This is a genomic window from Polyangium spumosum (assembly GCF_009649845.1).
Taxonomy (GTDB): Bacteria; Myxococcota_A; Polyangia; order Polyangiales; family Polyangiaceae; genus Polyangium; species Polyangium spumosum.
The window spans coordinates 147,940-165,991 of sequence record NZ_WJIE01000012.1 but is presented as its reverse complement, the minus strand read 5'-3'; the positions used below and the strand labels follow the sequence as shown (position 1 = coordinate 165,991).

12 protein-coding genes are annotated in these 18,052 nt (G+C 69.5%); 10 read left to right on the top strand and 2 right to left on the bottom strand.

Annotated elements, in window-relative coordinates; genetic code table 11:
- The first annotated feature begins 20 nt into the window (after positions 1-20).
- From GF068_RS32585 to GF068_RS32565, 5 genes are all read left to right on the top strand, one after another.
- On the top strand, positions 21-218 hold the full coding sequence (locus GF068_RS32585) for a hypothetical protein (RefSeq protein WP_153823427.1): 198 nt from the start codon (positions 21-23) through the stop codon (positions 216-218).
- Between the two features lie 23 nt (positions 219-241).
- Entirely contained in the window at positions 242-2,047 is a 1,806-nt protein-coding gene (locus GF068_RS32580; protein ID WP_153823426.1) for a glycoside hydrolase family 15 protein, read from the top strand.
- Positions 2,048-2,191: 144 nt separating this feature from the next.
- A complete protein-coding gene (locus tag GF068_RS32575; protein ID WP_153823425.1) occupies positions 2,192-2,995 on the top strand; it encodes a hypothetical protein in 804 nt (267 codons plus the stop codon).
- 10 nt (positions 2,996-3,005) lie between these two features.
- Positions 3,006-3,830: a hypothetical protein gene (locus GF068_RS32570; protein ID WP_153823424.1), complete on the top strand. Its 825-nt coding sequence runs from the start codon at positions 3,006-3,008 to the stop codon at positions 3,828-3,830.
- A 597-nt stretch (positions 3,831-4,427) separates the two neighbouring features.
- On the top strand, positions 4,428-5,216 hold the full coding sequence (locus tag GF068_RS32565) for a hypothetical protein (RefSeq protein ID WP_153823423.1): 789 nt from the start codon (positions 4,428-4,430) through the stop codon (positions 5,214-5,216).
- A gap of 18 nt (positions 5,217-5,234) precedes the next feature.
- On the opposite strand, the gene GF068_RS32560 is transcribed toward GF068_RS32565, so the two are convergent.
- Positions 5,235-5,621 (bottom strand): hypothetical protein, encoded by a 387-nt coding sequence (locus GF068_RS32560; RefSeq protein WP_153823422.1) that lies wholly within the window; start codon positions 5,619-5,621, stop codon positions 5,235-5,237.
- A 247-nt stretch (positions 5,622-5,868) separates the two neighbouring features.
- Between GF068_RS32560 and GF068_RS32555 the strand changes: the two genes are divergently transcribed.
- Entirely contained in the window at positions 5,869-6,360 is a 492-nt protein-coding gene (locus GF068_RS32555) for a VOC family protein (RefSeq protein WP_153823421.1), read from the top strand.
- A 28-nt stretch (positions 6,361-6,388) separates the two neighbouring features.
- Here GF068_RS32555 and GF068_RS32550 read toward each other — a convergent pair whose 3' ends face one another.
- Positions 6,389-12,325 carry an AAA family ATPase gene (locus tag GF068_RS32550; RefSeq protein ID WP_153823420.1) on the bottom strand — a complete coding sequence of 1,979 codons (5,937 nt, stop codon included), beginning with the start codon at positions 12,323-12,325 and terminating at the stop codon, positions 6,389-6,391.
- Positions 12,326-12,650: 325 nt separating this feature from the next.
- On the opposite strand from GF068_RS32550, the gene GF068_RS32545 reads away from it, so the two are divergent.
- The 4 genes from GF068_RS32545 to GF068_RS32530 all read left to right on the top strand — a co-directional run bounded on the left by GF068_RS32545 (position 12,651) and on the right by GF068_RS32530 (position 18,042).
- Positions 12,651-13,640, top strand: coding sequence for a response regulator (locus GF068_RS32545; protein WP_153823419.1), 990 nt, complete (start codon positions 12,651-12,653; stop codon positions 13,638-13,640).
- A gap of 149 nt (positions 13,641-13,789) precedes the next feature.
- Complete coding sequence (locus GF068_RS32540; RefSeq protein ID WP_153823418.1) at positions 13,790-15,019, top strand: hypothetical protein; 1,230 nt, start codon at positions 13,790-13,792, stop codon at positions 15,017-15,019.
- Complete coding sequence (locus GF068_RS32535; protein ID WP_153823417.1) at positions 15,016-15,453, top strand: hypothetical protein; 438 nt, start codon at positions 15,016-15,018, stop codon at positions 15,451-15,453. The genes GF068_RS32540 and GF068_RS32535 overlap by 4 nt, the downstream gene beginning before the upstream one ends.
- A gap of 3 nt (positions 15,454-15,456) precedes the next feature.
- Positions 15,457-18,042, top strand: a complete 2,586-nt coding sequence (locus GF068_RS32530; protein WP_153823416.1) for an Hsp70 family protein — start codon at positions 15,457-15,459, stop codon at positions 18,040-18,042.
- Positions 18,043-18,052 lie beyond the last annotated feature (10 nt).

The window sequence follows — 18,052 nt, the reverse complement described above, 5'->3', positions numbered from 1 at the left end:
CCAAAAGAGAGAGGCATTCAATGGCACAACAAGGAAACGAGCGTGAACGACGGGAAGGCGAGCCCGCGCCGTCGACGGACAACCGCCCCGGCTACCCCGGCGACACGGAGGGCAAGTCCGAGCTCGGCGGGCATACCGATCCCATGAAGCCGATCCCGCCGAGCCCGAACGTGGGCCACGAAGAGGGGGGAGCGCCGAAGAAAAACGAGCGGGCATGACGGCGGGGGAGGGACGGCCCGGGATGCTTCGATTGCCGCTCGCGCCGATCGACGGATATCTGCCGCTCGAGGACCACGGCCTGCTCGGCGACGGGACGACCGCCGCCCTCGTCGCCCGGGACGGCGCCGTCTCGTGGCTCTGCGCGCCGCGCTTCGATTCTCCGCCCATCTTTTGCAGGCTGCTCGACGTCAAGCGCGGGGGCGCTTTTGTCCTCGCGCCTCGCCCCGTGCTCGCGTCCGCCCAGCATTACGAGGACGACACGGGCGTGCTCGTCACCGAGCTCGAGGGCCCGGCTGGGCGCGCGCGTATCACGGACGCGCTCACCTTGCGCTCGGGGTCCGACCTGCGGGAGGACGCGGCGGCGGGGCGCGCCGAGCTCCTCCGCGCCGTGGAGATCGTCGAAGGGCGGGTCGAGCTCCACCTCGACATCGACCCGCACGGCGGGAGCCGGTTCACGCGTGAACCGGAGGGGCTCCGGCTCGAGCTCTTGCAGCGGCCCGATCTCGAATTGCGCCTTCATTGCTCGCGTCCACTGGCTTCGCCGCGGGCCTCTTTCGACCTCCGCGCGGGCGACCGTCTCTCCTTCGTGTTGCGCTGGCGTGGCGGACGGCGCCATCGCGCTTGCTCGGCCGAGGACGTGCTCGACGCGACCCGCGACGCGTGGCGCCGCTGGGCCGCGCACATTCGATACGAGGGCCCCGCCGAGGCGCTCGTCCGGCGATCGGCGGTCACCTTGAAGATGCTCGATTACCTCGAGAGTGGCGCCATGGTCGCGGCGCCGACGTCCTCGCTCCCCGAATGGATCGGCGGCGGGCGCAACTGGGACTATCGCTTCGCCTGGGTCCGCGATACGGCCTTCACGGTGCACGCCTTGAGGCGTATCGGCCTCGGGCGGGAGGCCGAGAGTTTCCTCGGCTGGGTGCTCGACGCCGTCGAGCGGGAGGAGAGGCCACGCGTGCTTTACGACGTCGAGGGCCGTTCGCCGCCCCCGGAGCGCGAGGACCCCACGCTCGAAGGTTATCGGCGCTCGGGCCCCGCGCGGTGGGGGAATGACGCCGCTGGCCAGGCGCAACACGACGTGTACGGGGAGATCCTCGATTGCGCATACCAGTGGGCGCGCGCGGGCGACGAGATCGGCCTCGCCCTCTGGCAGCGGCTCCGGCCGCTCGTCGAGGACGCCGCCCGACGATGGCGCACGCCGGATCACGGGATCTGGGAGGTGCGGAGCCCGGGCCGCCCCTTCACGTATTCGGCGGCGCTCTGCCAGGTGGCGCTCGACCGCGGGAGCAGGCTCTCGGAGAGCGCCCATTTGCCTGGCGACGCGGCGGGCTGGCGCGCCGAGGCGGACGCGATTCGCCGCGCCATCCTGGAGGACGCCTGGGATTCGCGGCGGAGCGCCATCTCCGCGCAGCTCGGCGGCGGCCCGCTCGACGCGAGCGTGCTCGCCTTGCCGCTCCGGCGCGTGATCCCGGCCGACGAGCCGCGGATGATCGCCACCACCGCCGCCATCCGGCGCCACCTCGGCGCGGGCGACCACCTGCTGTATCGATACCTGCCCGACGAAATACCCGACGGCCTCGAGGGGCCCGAGGGCGCGTTTTTGCTCTGCAGCTTCTGGCTCGTGGAGAACCTCGCCGTGCAAGGGCGAAATGGCGAGGCCGCGGAGATCTTCGACGACCTCTGCAAGAGGGCGAGCCCCCTCGGCCTGCTCCCGGAGCAGATCGACCCCCGGACCGGCGCGTTCCTCGGCAACTTCCCGCAAGCGCTCAGCCACGTGGGCGTCATCTCGTGCGCGACGCGGCTCGCTCGGGGCGCGCCGAAGGGATGACGAGGGCCACGGGCCCTCGGCGCGTCGCCGCACGCGCGCCTTGTCTTTTGTCTTGCCCGACCCGTTCGACTTCCGGATAGATGGGGCACACCTCATCCCTGGAGGGGATTCCAGATGAGACAATGGCTTTCTTTGTCGCGGCGCATGGCGCTCGTGCTCGGCTGGATGGTGCTCGTCGTCTCGACCACCGGGTGCCTCGTCGACGAGACGCCGGCGCTCGCCGACATGGTGACGACGGCGAAGTTGCGGCAGTACTACGGTAACCCGAACCGGCTCAGCGGGATCGAGTACAACCGGGCCGTGGGGCTCAGGTTCCAGAGGGACGTGCTGGGGAACTTGCCGGGGGGGAAGGTGCTCGCGTCGAACAGGCAGCCGTTCCCGTCACCACAGCGAAAGGAACGCAGCGGCGGCCGCTTCCGCGGCGTGATCCCCGACGGCGTCACCGGCGCGATCGAGGGATTCAAGGGGCCGCTCCCGCCGGTCATCAGCACGCACCCCGAGAGCACGTTCATCGAGGTCAAGGCCGTCAAGGGGACCGTCAACCTCGACTACGCCCAGTATCAGATCCTCGGCATGCTCGACGTACTCACCCGGTCGGCGGCGGCCTCCTCCACGGGACCGGACCGGGCCTATCCCTCGCTTTATTTCGTGGTGACGGGTGACACGTCGATAGGCAACGGCGTCGTGGATCATGCCACGACCCTCCGGATCCTGCTGTGGGTCTCCGGCGTCGAAGACCTCGGGGGCGGAGACCTTCGGGTGGCGCCCCCCCTCTGCCTCAACTGCCACGCCATCCTTCCGGGAAAGAAACTGCCGGGCACCCTCTCCGGCAGGTCGTTCCACGTCCATGACCTCAGCGATGCGGGTGACCGGGGCCTCGACAAGCCCATGCTCGACGATGGCCTCGTCGGTCACCCGGGAACGCCTGGCAATACGCGGCCCCATTGAGAGAAACGGTATGAAGAGCAACCCGCGCGATCGTCGCCCTTCGAACGCAAAAGGCTGGGCCAGGTGCTGGTCCGTCAGCAAGTCCGAGGTGAAGGAGCTCTTGGCCGAGGAGAGCTGGACACCGGATCCCGAACATAGCCTTCCCGAGCACCCCGCCTACGTCTCCGATCGTGGTGAGCTCCTCCTCGTCTCGAGAACCGGGAAGGGCCTGCTCTATGCGTCTCGGCAGGAGCTCATGGAGAAAAGCGCGGAGTCCAGAAAGAGCCCCTTCCCCTCGCACATGCTCGAAGGCAACCTCCCCCAGGGCCCTCATTTCGTCGAGGCCGTCCCCTCGCTCATCGACGCGCTCGCGCGTATCCTCGATATCCCCCGCGAATCGCTCGACAGCTCCTTCGAGAGCCTCCAGCTCGTGGACAAAGCGCTGAAGAAGATTCGCCCGAAGAAGCGGATCCTCGAGATCCCCGACCTCTTTCCGGGCCTCATCGCCTACACCGGCGAGGTCATGCGCGAGGCGAGCGGCGGGACCTGGTGGCTCCACGAGATTCACGGGCCGATCTACGAGCCCTATATTCGTTATGGCGCGGGGGGCCGGTACATGGACGCCTGGGGCGAGATGTACAAGTCGATCACCGAGCCGCGGGCCCTCTCCGTCACGACCATCGTATACGCCGAGCTCGCGCACGCGGGGTTTGCAGGCGGAAGCGCGGGCCAGGACCAGCCGCGCGTGACCTTCGTCGACAAGGACCCCGAGGAGGACGTCGAGTATTTCATCGAGTACGTGGAGGGCCCTCACGGGGGTGGATATCGGCAAGCGGTGCGTCGCCGGCCCAAGTAGCCGCGCGTCGAAGCTGCCCCCCGGAGGCGCGCGCGGCAGGCTCGAAGACCCTCCCGGCCCCGGAATTTCTCTTTGGGGCCTCCCCAAATCGTCTCGCCCCCGTCGGGAAGTTGCTTTGGGGCCTCCCCATGACGCACCCCGGCCGCGCGGACCTCGTTTTGGGGCCTCCCCATGACGCACCCCGCCCGGCCGGACCTCACTTTGGGGCCTCCCCATGACGCACTCCGGCAATCCGGACCTCACTTTGGGACCTCCCCATGACGCACCCCGGCAACCCGGACCTCTCTTTGGGACCTCCCCATGACGCACCCCGGCCGCCGGGACCTCTCTTTGGGGCCTCCCCATGACGCACTCCGGCAACCCGGACCTCCCTTTGGGGCCTCCCCATGACGCACGCCGGCCGGCCGGACCTCTCTTTGGGGCCCCCCCGCTCCGTTTTGGAGCATCCCCCGCTCCGTTTTGGGGCGCCGCACCGCTCCGTTTCGGAGCGCCGTCCTGGATTTTCGGGGATTCCATGCCGGCACGGGCCTTGCCTAGACACCTCCCGAACCCGCCGCGCGACACGTCGTCGCGCCCGAGGTAAGCGAGGTGTTCCCCATGGCCAATCATCTTTCTCCCGCCAAGCTCTCCCGCGTCGAAAAGGCCACCATCGGCCGCCAGCTTCATCAGAGGCTCGTCGAGCGGACGCAGCTCGGGCCCGCGGAGCCCGCGCTCGATATCTTCGTCCCGCAGCTCGCCGACGTCACCGAACGGCTCGAGACCCACGTGTCCGGGAAAAACGCCGCCCTCGCCGCCCGCGCCGCGTATAACGATCGTATCGAGAGCGACGACGAGGGCGTCGATACCTGGGCGCGGCACATCGAGTCGTTCCTCAGCATCGAGGGGCGCCGCCGTCACAGCGCCTTCGCCTCCGCCGCCCGTATCCTGCACGCCGCCGCCTTCCCCGGAGGGCTCGACGTCCTCGACGCCCGCGTGCCGGACGAAAACGCCAGAATGCGCGCGACGCTCACCGTCCTGCGCTCCCCCGAGCACGCGCCCACGCTGGTCGGGATCAAGCTGCCGCTCGAATGGATCGATTTTCTGGAGGCGGCGCTCGTCGAGAGCGACCAGGCCTACGCCGATCGCGCCGCGGCCCGCGGCATTCAGGGCGAGCACGTGTACATGGGTCGGAATGTCGAGGCGGAGTGGGTGCACCTGGTCGGTCGATACAAGAAATACGTGGAGAGCCGCGCCCTGCCCGGGGACGCCGAGCGCGCGATGGAGAACCGCGCGCTGCTCGCGCCGCTGACGGACGCCCTCGCGCACGCGAAGGCGGTCGCCGCGACCCGCGCGACACGGCGGGCGAAGAAGGCGGCCGAGCCGCCGGCCGAGCCGCCGACGGCATGACCGCGGAATCATGCAATCCTAGTAGTTGACGAATCCGACGTTCCCGCGGGGGCCGACGCCGATCGCGCCGCCGGGCCCGGCGACGCCGTACCCGCCGCGGGGGCCGCGGAACGCGTCGAAATCGCCATAGCCGCGGTAGCAGCCGCCCCCGCCCCCGTACCCATACCCGTACCCGCCCGTGCAACCGCCACACGAGCCGCCCCACCCCGAGACCGAGAGGGCCGAGGCGTCTTCCGCCGTGGACAGCTCGTCTGCGTCCGCGACGTCGACGTCGGCGACGCTCGCGCCCTCGGCGCTGGCGATATCGTCCTCGCTGCTCGCCTCCGCAGCGCAGCCCATGCAGAACATGGCCATCGCGGCATACATCACGAGCAGCAGCGTCCCGCGCTTCGAGATCGAGTTCATATCGGCAGCCTCCCAGCTTTTTTCGCATGCTGGGCGCCTCCCACGCGGCCGCGCCACGATGCTCGGCCTCGCGCGGAGGGGCGCCCAGTGTCCTCTCCTTCGAGCCACGCGGCCGGTTGTCGAGTCGTACGCGCCCTTCCCCTTCGAGGCGGAAAAGCGGACGTCGGCGCGCGCCTCGGAAAAAAAGTGATCGGAGACCGATGAGTTCCAGCCCGGCCCCGAGTCCAAGGCTCCGAGGAGACACACGATGGCCACGAAAAACACCCCCAAGATTTTCCCGCACCTCTGGTACGCCAAGGAGGCCGAGGAGGCGGCGAAGTTGTACGCCTCGATCTTCCCGAACTCGCGGGTGGACCACGTCACCGAGCTCCGGAGCGAGTCGCCCAGCGGGCCGCCGGGGTCCGTGAAGGTCGTGGACTTCACGCTCCTCGGGCAGCGCTTCCAGGCGATCACCGCCGGGCCACACCACGAGTTCAACGACGCCATCTCGATGGTCGTGCTCTGCGACGACCAGGCGGAGCTCGACCGCTACTGGAACGCGCTGCTCGAGGGCGGCGGCCGGCCGCAGGCCTGCGGCTGGCTCGTCGATCGTTTCGGCCTGCGATGGCAGATCGTGCCCGCCGCCTTCGACCAGATGATGCGCGACCCCGATCCGGTCCGCTCGAAGAAGGTGACGGACGCCATGCTGAAGATGGTCAAGCTCGACATCGCGGCGCTGGAAGCCGCCTACCGCTCGTAGCTGCGGGGCATCGGCACGAGCTCGTGGACTAACCGCTCACGTCGGGCGCGGTCGTGCCTACGGCATAGCTATCGACGAAATCTTGCAGCTTCCGAAGCTGATACGTCCGCACGAGCCCCCTGAGCTGCTCGAGCCACGGGTGGAGTCGCGGGTCGTCCTGCTCCATCCGCGCAGCTTCCGCCATCACCCGCCGGACCCGCCCCGACGTCACGAGCTGCGATAGAAGGGCAAGCTCCTCGGCTGCAGGCGGCACCAGCGGACCACTCACCCGCGCCCCCGGGGCCTTCTCCTCGGCGTGAATCCATTCCACGCCGAGGAAGCGCTGGATCTTCTCGAAGAGCGCGCTCGCTTGCACGGGCTTGTGCAAACAATCGTTCCAACCGGCGCGGACGCTCTCTTGTGGTTCGATCTTGGATACCCTCGCCGACGAGACCAGGATCACGATTTCGCCGAGCTCGGGCATCTGCCGCAGGCGGCGCGTGGCTTCATGGCCGTCCATGCCCGGCATGGCCAGGTCCATCAAGACGAGCGCCGGCCTTCGCTCCTTGGCCAGCCGGAGCGCCGCCTCACCGTCCTCGGCCTCGACGACCTCGAAGCCGATGGGGACCAGCAGATCGCTCACCAGGGCACGGTTCTGCGGGTTGTCGTCCACGACGAGGATCGTGCGGCGCTCTCCTCGATACCCCGTGATGGTGTCCCAGCCGAGGGCCATGTCGGCGCTCGCGAAAGCGGGCGGCGCCTCCGCGAGCGTGAGCGTCACCGTGAAGGCGCTGCCTCGGCCGAGCTCACTCTCGACCTCGATCGTGCCGCCCATCTGGTCGACGATCCGCTTCGTGATGCCGAGCCCGAGCCCAGTGCCGGCGCCCTTCGCCTTGTGATCGCCGACCTGCTCGAAAGGATCGAAGATACGCGAGAGGTGCTCCGAGGCAATCCCGGGGCCCGTATCCTCGACCCGGAACCGCAGGGTGATCCTCCCCTCGGGCCGGCCGAGCTCGTCGATGACGAGGCTCACGCTCCCTCGCTCGGTGAACTTGATGGCGTTGCTCACGAGGTTCAGGAGCACCTGCGTCAGGCGCTTCTCGTCGCCATGGACCGCAGACATCGTGCGCGCGCGGATCGCCTGGGTGAAGGCGATGCCCTTCTGGTCTGCGCGCACGCGACACAGATCCACCACCGTGCGCACCGAGGCGTCGAGGTCGAACCTCTTCGAAACGAGCTCCATCTTGCCAGCCTCGATCTTCGCGAGGTCCAGCAGGTCTTCCAGCAAGGAGAGGAGGTGCTCGCCCGACTTCTTGATGGTCTGCACCCCGTCACGGCTCTTCGGGGAGAGCTCGGGCGCGCGCGAGAGGACCTGGGCATAACCGAGGATGCCGTTGAGCGGCGTGCGCAGCTCGTGGCTCATGCTCGAGAGGAAATCGCTCTTCGCCCGGTTCGCCCGATCGGCCGCGTCCTTGGCGATCCGAAGCTCGGCTGTGCGCTCCTTGATCTTGGCCTCGAGGTCCCGGTACAGCATGGCGTTCTCGACGGCGATGGCCGCCTGCGAGGCCAGCACCGACAAGAGCTCCACGCGCGCGGGAGGGAACGCCGACGGCACGTCGCGGTGCTCGAGGTAGAGCACGCCCACGAGGCGGCCTCTGTGGGCCAGCGGCAGCGCCAGGAGCGCGAGCACCCCGCGCGACGCGAAATAGGGGTCGCTGGCGAAGCGCGCCTCGGTCCGGGCGTCACCCGCCACCACCGGCTCGCCCGTGCGGGCCGCGTATTGCACCACGGTCGCCGGTACGTCCTGGCTCTGCCCGAGCGGCTCCGACAGACCCGTCTCGATACGAGCCCCCTCCACCGACAGCCGCGCCACGACGGAGAGCGCCTCCCCTTGGCTGAGAACGAGGGCGCCGCGCTGCGCCCCCGCATTCTCCAGCAAGAGCCCCATCAGCCGGCCCACCACGCGCTCCGGGTCGAGCTCGCTCGAGAGCGCTTGCGCCGCGCGCACCGCGGTGTTCACGTCGAAATTCGCGCCCACCGATGCGTCCGACGTCGTGACCGACGTCGTCGTGGCCGCGCGCTCGACAGGCGCCCTGAGCAAGGTCGGGTATTTCGCGCTCAGATGGGCGACCACGTTGACCGCGCCCCAGCGCGCGTAGGCGTCGCGAGCCTCGCGCATGTACAGGCCGCCGATATGGCTCTTGCCCATCTGCAGGCGGAACTCGGCGGCGAGCTGGGTCGAGAGCGCCTCGATGTGCATGAAGCGCTGCTCGCGCGCGAGCTCGATGGCCTCGTCGTACTTGACGATCGCCTCCTCGGTCTCGCCGAGGACGCGGGCGTATTCGGCCTCGACGAGGCGCAGCTTGTGGAGGAAGTTCGCCGGGCAGCCCTCCGCGAAGTAACGCAGCCGCTCGAGCCCGTGCTCCATGTGCTCCCGCAGCCGCGCCTGCTCCTCGGCGTCGGCGCCGTCTCGCCAGCACTTCGCCGCCGCGAGCGCGAGGAAGAGCGGGATGTCCGTTACGGGCGGCATGCCGAGGATGTCTGCACGAGATTGGTCTGCCTCCCGCGCCCGCGACAGCGCCCGCTCCCACCTGCCGGTGACGCAGAACAGATAAGCCTCCAAGGTACGAGCGAGCCCTCCCGTGAACCCGTCCCCGTCAGCCAGGAGGGAGCGCGAACCTCGCGGCAGCGGCTCGTCCATCAGGAGTTTTGCCGCGCCGTCAGGGCTCATCAGCACTTCACAATAGGACGCGCTCGTCTCGTAGTGGTGCCTTCCCACGGCGTCCGCCGCGCGTTGCACGAGGTCCCAGCGACCCTTGCACTGCGCGTCGAGCTCGGCGAGCGGCATGCCGCGCCAGACGCGGTAATAGAGAATCTCGGACAGGAGGCCCCAGCTCGTGCCCGTGAACGAGCCGATCTTCAGGCCGCCCGTGATGGCTCGTTCGTAGAGGGCAGCCGTCTCGTCGACAGGCCTGGAGTAGACCATGTAGATACCGAGCAGCACCAGGCACTCGGGGAGCATCGGGGACCCCACGCGCTCCGCGGCGCGTACCCCGGGCTCGACCCAGCGCAAGACGCGGCGATACATGCCCGTGGCCACCGACCACACATTGCAGAAGCTGCTGATCATGAGAGTGGCGGCCGGCGTGAGGGCTCCCCGTCGCACCGCCTCGGAGACCAGGCGAACGATGATGAGCGTGTAAAGCATCGGCCGGCCGCCGTAGATCGAGCAGAGCTGCGCCTGCGTCATCAGGGCATCGATGAGCCGGTGCTCCAGGGACCGCTCGGGCGGCATTCGATCGAACGCGTCGAGGTCCTGCTCCAGCCATCGATCCAGCGCGGCGGACTCCTCGAGGAGCGCCGGCAGACACGCCTCGTCCGTGTCGGGGAAGGTGAAACCCCGCTCCGCGAGCGCCGCGATGCCGAGCTCGATTCCCCGCGCGTACCGGCCCGTCGCCAGGCAGCAGCGGACGCGGATCTCCTGCGCCGATAACCAAGGCACCGCCGGGAGTGGACTCGCGAGCAAGTCGAGGGCGCGCGCTTCCACGTCGTCGAATGCACGGAGCAGGTAGGCCGCCTCCAGGTGCTCCAGCGCAATCTCCACCGAGAGCGCTTTCTCCTCCGGGGCGGTTCGCTCGCCGAGGAGCGCCTGCGCGCTCTCCAGCAGGCTGGCCATCAGTCGGTAGGAGCTCGCCGCCTTCGCGACACGAGCGGCCTCCAGGTTCACCCGCGCGACGTCGTTGCGCTCGGCCGTGGAGGTGATCCGCGCCGAGCCCTGGTTCATGTGCCGCACGAGCTCCAGGAGTTGCGGAGCCGTGCCCCCTTCGGCTCGATACCGCGCCCAGAGCCGCCGGCCAATCTCGAGGTGCGCGAGGATGCGCTGCTCCGGCGAGATCCGCTCGTAGCTCGCCTGCTGCACGCGGTCGTGCAAGAACCGGTACGAAGCGTCCAGCGCTCCCTCGCCGACCGCGCCGAGCGCCTGCGCGGGGCGATAGGCCCCGTCGACCGGCACGACGAGCTCCTCCTGCAGCGCAGGCCATAACGCCCCCGTCACCCGGGCGCGCTCCCATCCGCTCAATCGCTCCAGATCCTGGAGATGGAACGTATGCCCCGCGCACGCCGCGAGCCCCAGAAGCTGCTGCGTGGAATCGGGCATTTCTCGCACCTTGTCCGTCAGGAGCGCCACCACGTTATCGGTGACCTGCGCTCGCTCCAGGTCCGCTTGATTCCAGCGCCACTCGCCGCTCTCCGGGTCCCTCACCACGTGCTTCTGCCGGTGGAGGGAGAGCAGCAGTTGCTCCAGAAAGAACGGATTTCCGCGTGTCTTTTGCCATTGCACACGCGCCAGCGGCTCCACGCGGCTCGGCTCGCTCTCGAGCGTGCGTGAGAGCCACTTTTGCACCTGCTCTTCCGACAGGGGGCCCACCGTCAGCCTCGACACCTTGGCCTCGCTCGTCTCCGTGGCCTCCACGAGCTTCCACAACGGATGCTCGGGCGGTGTCTCGTTGTCACGGTATGCTGCGATCACCAGCAGCGACTTTCGCTCCACGTCCGTCAGCAGCGTCTGCAGGATGATCAGCGTGGCGCTGTCTGCCCACTGCATGTCGTCCAGGAACATGACGAGCGGCGGGTTCGGTGTCGTGACGGCTCGAACGAAGTTCAGCCACGTCAGCTTCTGCCGATTGAGTACCTGCTCACCCTCCACGGGCGGCACCGGCGGCAACTTGCCCATGACGAGGTCGAGCTCCGGCACCACGTCCGCGATCAGCCGCGCGTTGTCCCCGACCTCGTCCCGGATCCGAGCTCGCCAGGTCTCGAGGACCGTCTTCGGGCTCGAGAGCCATTGGCGCATCAGCCCCCCGAACGCCTGGGCGATCGCTGCGTATGGCGTCGACCGCGCGAGCTGGTCGTGTTTGCCTGCAATCAAGAGGCCGCGCCCCGCCTTCGCGATGTCGTGGTAGACCGTGCGCACCAGCGCCGTTTTACCAATGCCCGAGGGGCCGCCGACGAGCAAGAGCTCCGCCGTGCCCCGCGCTGCGCGGGCAAACGACTCGCCTACACGCTCGACGTCCCGTTCTCGCCCCACGAGCACCTGCGGTAGCCGCAGCTTCCGTGAGAAGTCCTTCTTTCCAAGGGAGAAGGGCTCCACCGCGCCACGCTCGTGGAGCATGCGGAGCGCGTCCTCCAGATCCTCGGCCACGCCTCTCGCCGTCTGGTACCGCCGGTCGGGATCCTTCGCGAGGAGCTTCGATACGATCGCCGACACGGCGCTCGGCACCTCCGGCGCGACCGTATCGAGCGGAGGCGGGGTCTTGGCCAGGTGCGCGTGCACCAGCGAGAGCGGGTCGCGGTCCGTGAAGGGCCGCCGCCCCGACAGCACCTCGAAGAGCGTCACGCCCAGCGAATAGAGGTCCGTGCGCGTATCGAGCGCGCGCGCCGTGCGGCCCGTCTGCTCCGGCGAAATATACGCCAGGGTCCCGTCCAGCGCTTCGGGAATGCTCGCCTCGGTCGCCTCCTGCGACAGCAGCGAGGCGATGCCGAAATCGAGCAGGGTGACCTGCTCGTACGTGTCATCCAGGAGCACATTCTGCGGTTTGACGTCCTTGTGCATCACACCGGCGGCATGCACGCCCTCGAGCACCCGCGCGAGGCGTCGCCCGAACCGCAGCCCGGCCGCCACCGGCAAACGACCCTGCTTGGCGAGCACCTGATCGACCGAGCGAAATCCGGGGTCTTCGAGCACCAGCGCCGCCGTGCCGCCCCGCTGCTCGAATGCCTGCACGCGCGCCACGCCGACCACGGCCGCGAGGTGCCGAAGCACTTGATGCTCGTGAACCAGCCGCCCCAGCACGCGCGGGTTTGGCGCGTCGGTCAGCGGGACCTTGATCGCCACCCTCGCGCCCGAGGCAAGATGCACCCCCCGATAGACGCGTGTCTCGCTTCCCTCGTAAGCGACATCCCCCAAGCCATACCCCGTCAGATCCATCCTCGAACCCCTCCCGCGCGTCTCGTGCAGGTGCACGAACTCCGAGCGTGCACCAGACTAACCTCAGCGAAGCGCTGCTCGTCAATGCAATTTTGAAAGGATGCCTCGCGACGGTCGCGCGCATCATCGTGACGAATCGTGGAGGGTGACGGCTGAAGCCATGCGCGAACACAATTGTGGCCCACCAGATCCGGGGTGCACGTCATGGAGGTTGCGTGGCGCCCGTGTTGGCCCGGGTTTTTTTGGAACGGCGTCATGTGTTTGATGCTTTCCTGTCGTGGTACTTCTTGATAGGGTCGTGCGCCTCGACTGTTCTGGGGGCTCGATGGACGCGCTGACGCAATATAACGGCCTCGTGGTCGCGGTCGACGACAACCCCGTCAACCTCGACACGCTTCTCGAAGCATTATCGGGTGAGCGTCTGGACCTCGCCGTCGCCACGGATGGCAGCATGGCGATGCGCCTGATCGAGCGCGAGCAGCCCGATCTCGTCCTGCTCGACGTCATGTTGCCGGACATCGACGGCTTCGAGGTGTGCAGGCGGCTGAAGGCCAACCCGAAAACCGCCGACACCCACATCGTCTTCATGACCTCCTTGAGCAATCGGGAGCACAGGCTGCAGGGGCTGCATGCGGGCGCCGTGGATTACATCAGCAAGCCCTTCGATTCCGAGGAGCTCCTGGCGCGCATCCGCCCGCACATCGCCGTCCGGCGCATGACACGGGCGCTGCGGGAAAAGAACACGAGCCTCGAGGAGGAGGTCCGGCAGCGCGCCGCCGCCGAGGCCGCGCGCGAGGCGCTCCTCGTGGAGCTCATGACCCGTACCGACGAGCTGCGCGACGCCAAGGAGCGGCTCGAGCGCGAGCTCGTGGAGAAAGGGCGCGCCGATGAGGAGAGGACCGCGCTGCACGAGCAGATCATCGCCGCGCAGCGCACCCGGCTCCTCGAGCTCTCCACGCCACTCATTCCGATCACGGATCGCATCCTGGTCATGCCGCTCATCGGCACGATGGACGCGGACCGGGTCGCGCAGGCCATCGAGACGATGCTTCAGGGCGCCAGCAGCCGAGGCGCAGAGTTCGTCATTCTCGACATCACGGGCCTCAAGCGCGTGGACGAGAACGTCGCCAGCATGCTCCTCGTCGCTGCGAGCGGCCTGCAGCTCCTGGGGACGCGCACGGTGATCACCGGGATACGCTCGGAGGTGGCCCGGACGCTCGTCCATATCAACGCATCCCTGCAAGGTATCGTCACAAAGGCGACGCTCCAGGACGGCATTGCGGTCGCAATGCAGGCCGCCCGTCATCGACGATAGGGCTTCTTCCCGCGTCCGCACCCGTGTCCTGCGCGAGCACGCCGGTAGGCTGCCGCTCCCCGAGCGGGACCCCTGCATACGGCGTCGATGCCCTTCTCGGCTTCCACCCCGCTTGACCGCCTCCGCCCCTCCCGCGGATGATGCCTACCGTGTGGCGAGACGAGGACGAAGCGCTGCTCGCGCGGCTCACGGACGAGGTCGCCTTCGAGCGCCTCTTCCGCCACCAGGCCGGCCCCGACGCGCGCCCGCCCACCCGCGGCGCCGGCCTCTGCGCCGCCCTCCGGAAGCTCTCCGGCGGTGAACGAGCCGTCATCCACTGCGCCGCGCCCGGGGGCAAGCTCGATCTCCTGCTCCCCCTCCTCGAACCCGCGCGCCAGATCGACGCGCCCGCCGAGCTGCTCCACCACCTCGCCCTCCACCACGCGGCGCTCGCGGACGCGGCGCCGGCGCTCCAGCCCGACGCGTTCGTCCGATCCGTCACCGCATGGCTCGCCCTCGGCCGCGAAGAGGGGTACCTCCGCGACCTCGGCAAGGCGATCATGGACGACGAGTCCCTCTCGCGGATGGGGCTCGCTCGCGTCATGCAGGATGCGCTGCTCGGGTGCATCGAGGACCTCGGCGAGCGCGCGCGCCTCGGCGCGCGGGACCTCACGGACGAGGCGCAGCGGGCGCTCGTCGCGCTCGGGCGTGTCCCCGAGGCGGCGCGGATCGCGCGGGCGTCCGAGGGCCTCGGAGACCGCGCCTCGCGCCGCGCGAGCTCGCTCGTCGCCGTCGCCGTGGAGGAGGCGCTCGCGCCCGTGCTCGCGGCGTTCACCGAGGCCACGGCGCAGGGGGATCCGAGCGCCGCGGAGGGGGCCACGATGCTCGGCCGTTTCGCCTCCGTCTGGCGCTGGTCCGGCGAGGACGAGAGCGTCGAGCACGCCGCGATCGAGCAGGCCACGCCGATCGCGTGGGCGTTTTACCGCGCGAGCCGCTGGGACGATCTCCGGACGCTCCTCGCGCCCATCGCGCCGCTCGTCGATTCGCTCGCGCGCCGCATCGAGGGGGATCCGTCGAGGATCGCCTACGCGGCCCGCGCGGCGCAGATGCTCGTCTTCCGCTCCGACGTCGTGCGCACGGTGAAGGAGACGATGGAGCTGCTCGACTGGGCCCTGCGGATCTGCCCGACGCACAGGAACGCGCGCTTGATGAAGGCCAACACCCTCTGCGATCAGGCGCTGCGGCTCTTGCCCGGCGCGCGCGCGCCCACGCGAACGGGGCATGACGAGGCCGCGGGGTTGATCGATCAGGCCGAGCAGATCTACCCCGGGGCCACGCGGCTCCCGGAGGCCAAGAAGCGCCTCGGCGAGGCCCGGAAACTCCTCGGGATCAGGCCATGACGGACGGACGGGAAAACCCCTTCGAGCGCTTCGACCTCGATCCGAGGGAGGGCCCGCACGGCATCACCGAGCGCCTGCGCGAGCTCGCCGAGGACGCGGACGAGGCGACCCGCGCCGAGATCCGCGCGGCCTGGGAAGAGCTGACGATGCACCCGCTGCGCCGCCTGCAGGCGGCCGTCGGCGCCCGCCCGCGCCACCCGGCGCTCGATCGTACGGGCCCGGAGAAGGCCCCGCCCAGGCTACGAAAGGCCCCCGCCGAGGAGCCCACGTCGCTCGCGGATCTCGCGCCTCGACCTTCGGTCGCATCGGCGCTCGTGTCGTTCCTCGGCCGCGGGGCCGAGAAGGCGCCTCGGACCCTGCCCTCGCTCGAGGACGATCCCGTGCTCGCCGCGGCGGCACAGCCTCCCCCCACGTCTCCCGAGAGGAAGCGATAGACCATGTTCGTCGACCGTCCCGTTGGAATCGATCTCGGCACGACCAACTCGGAGATCGCCATGCTCGACCCGTCCGAGCGTGACCTCCACATCTACGCCGACCGGTTCGGGCGGCGCACCGTGCCCTCGGCGGTCGCCTGGGATCCCAAGGGCGAGGCCTTCCTCGTTGGCCACGCCGCGCGCCAGCGCCGCGGCAAGACGCCGCCGCCGGTCGAGTCGATCAAGCGCAAGATGGGGCAAAACGCGACGGTGGAGGTCGGCCCGCACGCGCTCACGCCCGAGGAGGTGAGCGCCAAGATCCTCGCCGAGCTGCGGGCGCGCCTGAGCGAGCACCTCGGCAAACAGGCGGCCGAGGGCATCGAGGTGCGCGTGGATCGCGCGGTGATCACGGTGCCCGCGTACTTCGACGCGCCGCAGGTGGAGGCCACGCGCAAGGCGGGCGAGATGGCGGGGCTCGAGGTGATCGGCGTCCTGCAGGAGCCCACGGCCGCGGCCATCTACCACACGTGGAAGAGCCGCCTCGGCGACGGCAACTTCCTCGTCTACGACCTCGGCGGCGGCACGTTCGACGTCTCGATCCTGCGTTGCCTCGGCGGCGAGTACCAGGTGCTCGCGATCGACGGCGACAACTACCTCGGCGGCGACGACCTCGACCGGCGCTTCGCCGAGAAGCTGCGCGGGATGCTGGTCGAGCGAGGTTACGCCCTCGACCTCGACGTGCGCGGCGACGAGGAGGATCGCCAGCGCTTCGGCCGCCTCGTCCACCTCGCGCAGGAGATCAAGGAGTCGCTCTCGACCTCCGAGGTCGTGAGCCTGTCCAAGCAGGACTTCATGCAGGACAAGAACGGCGAGGCTGTGTCGTTCGAGGGCGACATCGGGCGCGCCGAGTACGAGAAGGCGATCGGCGATCTGGTCGAGACGACGATCACCTGCTGCGAGCGCGCGCTCGCGCGGAGCGCCGAGACGTCGTCGGTGGACCTCGGCCAGATCGATCACGTGGTCCTCGTCGGCGGCTCGACCCGCGTGCCGATGGTCGTGCGGCGCGTGACCGAGGCGATCTGCAAGAAGAGCCGCTCGGAGAAGCCGCTGCAGGACGAGGTGGACACGTGCGTCGCGCTCGGCGCGGCCATCCACGCGGCGCAGCTCGGCGGGCTGCGGATCGGGGACGCCGATCGGAAGATCGCGGTCAGCTTCACGACGCCGCTCGTCAGCCAGGGATCGAAGCTCCGCCTCGGCGTGCGCGTCGAAGAGGCGCCCGAGGGCGCGGCGGAGATCGTCATCTTCCGGGGGATGAACGGCACCGAGGAGATCACGAAGGCGACCCTGCCGGACGCGGCGGGCGTGGTGGTGCGGATGGACGTGCCGCTCGGCGAGGAGCCGGAGCAGACGTCCCGCGTGGCCTTGCGCTCGGTCGAGCGGGAGGTGCTCGCGGAGCTGCCCTTCGCGCTCTACCGCGGCGACGTCCGGCCCCGGGCGAGCGCGCTCTCGCGGCCGTCGGTCGTGGCGAAGGACCTCGCGATCGAGGTGGTGCGGGCAGGGAGGCGCGAGCGGCGCGTGCTCATCGCGCGGGGCGCGGGGCTACCCGCGGAGGTGAAGAGCCGGTTCTTCACGGCCGATCAGAGCGGCGCCGTGGTGCTCCGGCTCCTGCAGAACCGCATGCCGATCAAGACGCTCTTGCTCCAGGTCCCGCGCGAGCTCGCCGTCGGCACGCCCGTGGATCTCACGCTGCGCTGCGACGACGCGATGCGGATGGAGGCGCGCGCGGTGGTGGCGGGGCAGGAGCTCTGGGCGCAGGTCGAGCCACCCGCCGCGCCGCGCTTCGACCCCGCGGGCGCGGTGGAGTCGCTGCTCGAGGAGGCCGAGTCGACGAACAAGTCCCTCTGGGGCGCGAGCGCGCAGAGCTACCGCGCCGAGGCCGACATGCTCGTCGCGGGCATCCGCGAGGTCGTCGCCACGGATCCGGACAAACTGCAGGCGCTCTGCGAGAAGCTGCGCTTGCTCGTCGACTGGTACCGCGGCGATCCGAACGAGACGCTCTCGCCGCCGATGGCCCGCTTCGAGTCGGAGCTCGACGACCTGAGGCGCCGCGTCTACCGTACGTCCGGCAACCTCTACGGCATGGATCGCGCGGCCTGGGAGAAGCGGCTCGCGGACATCGAGGCGCGCGCGATGGCGGCGTACGAGGCGAACGACGCCGTGGCCTGGCGCCGCGTCTTCAACGAGGTGCAGGCCCTCGACGAGACGGCGATGCAGGAGGAGTTCGCGCAGATGCGGCTCGACGATCCGGCGTACCTGGAGCGCAGGCTCAGGAACGAGCGGTACTACGCGCAGAGCGTGGAGCGGAAGCTCGTCGACTTCGTCCCGTCGTCGTCCGACGTGGGCTCGATGCAGATCGCCGAGCGGGACAAACTCGTCGCGCAGCTCCACGAGAAGGTGCTCGGGCCGCTCGGGAGCCTCACCGCGGACACGACCGACGCGGGGGCGCTGCGGCGCAAGCTCGAGGGGATCAACGCGGAGACGGCGCGGATCGACAGCGCGCGCGAGCGGCTGCCTTCGCTCGGGCTCGTGACGGAGCGGGGAGGGAGCTAGCGAGGACGCC